Raw genomic sequence first — 584 nt, 5'->3', positions numbered from 1 at the left:
TAGAGCGAGATGAAGTGCCACCTGCTGTATTTGGCGGCAAGAAAAACTTGCTCCTCCTGCAAGAAGGGAAACTATCCAAAGAGGAGTGGCGGGAATTGCGGTCAAACTCCTTTTACTCCGTAGGCCAGGCCAACCAGAAGGGACTGGAAGGCCAGTATGGCAATGCCAACACGGAAGTGGTCTTCGACGATGCTACCGGTTTCTTCCGCCTCAATGTCTACATACCGCCGGAGCCGGAAAATAAAGACGGCCGCCGGAGGAAAGAAGAAGACTGGGTCACGGTGCCCCTGGAAATACCCGCTGGTTACCACAGCATACTCCTGCAACACCTTTTGAGAGCATGTGCCTATACGGTAAGAGTAGTCCGCAGGGACGGAAGGTTCGATTGCTTTATTTCCTTTCCCCTGGGCGACGACTTGCCTGTAAACAAAGACTTGCCCATGGCAGGAATAGACTTAAACCCCGACGTGGTGGCTGTAGCCGTGGCCCTGCCGGACGGCAATTTTCATATCTCACGCTGTTTCTGGTGTCCCGAACTGGTCTACGTTTCCCATGAAAAACGGGAGTGGATAGCCGGAAACCTG

1 pseudogene is annotated in these 584 nt (G+C 53.4%); it reads left to right on the top strand.

Annotated elements, in window-relative coordinates:
• Positions 1-95 precede the first annotated feature (95 nt).
• Positions 96-584, top strand: a pseudogene (locus AN618_RS12475) (transposase); the annotation flags it as partial.

The organism is Fervidicola ferrireducens (assembly GCF_001562425.1).
Lineage (GTDB): Bacteria > Bacillota > Thermosediminibacteria > Thermosediminibacterales > Thermosediminibacteraceae > Fervidicola > Fervidicola ferrireducens.
Note: the sequence above shows the minus strand (reverse complement) of the source record. Positions and strands in the feature narration are given on the sequence as shown.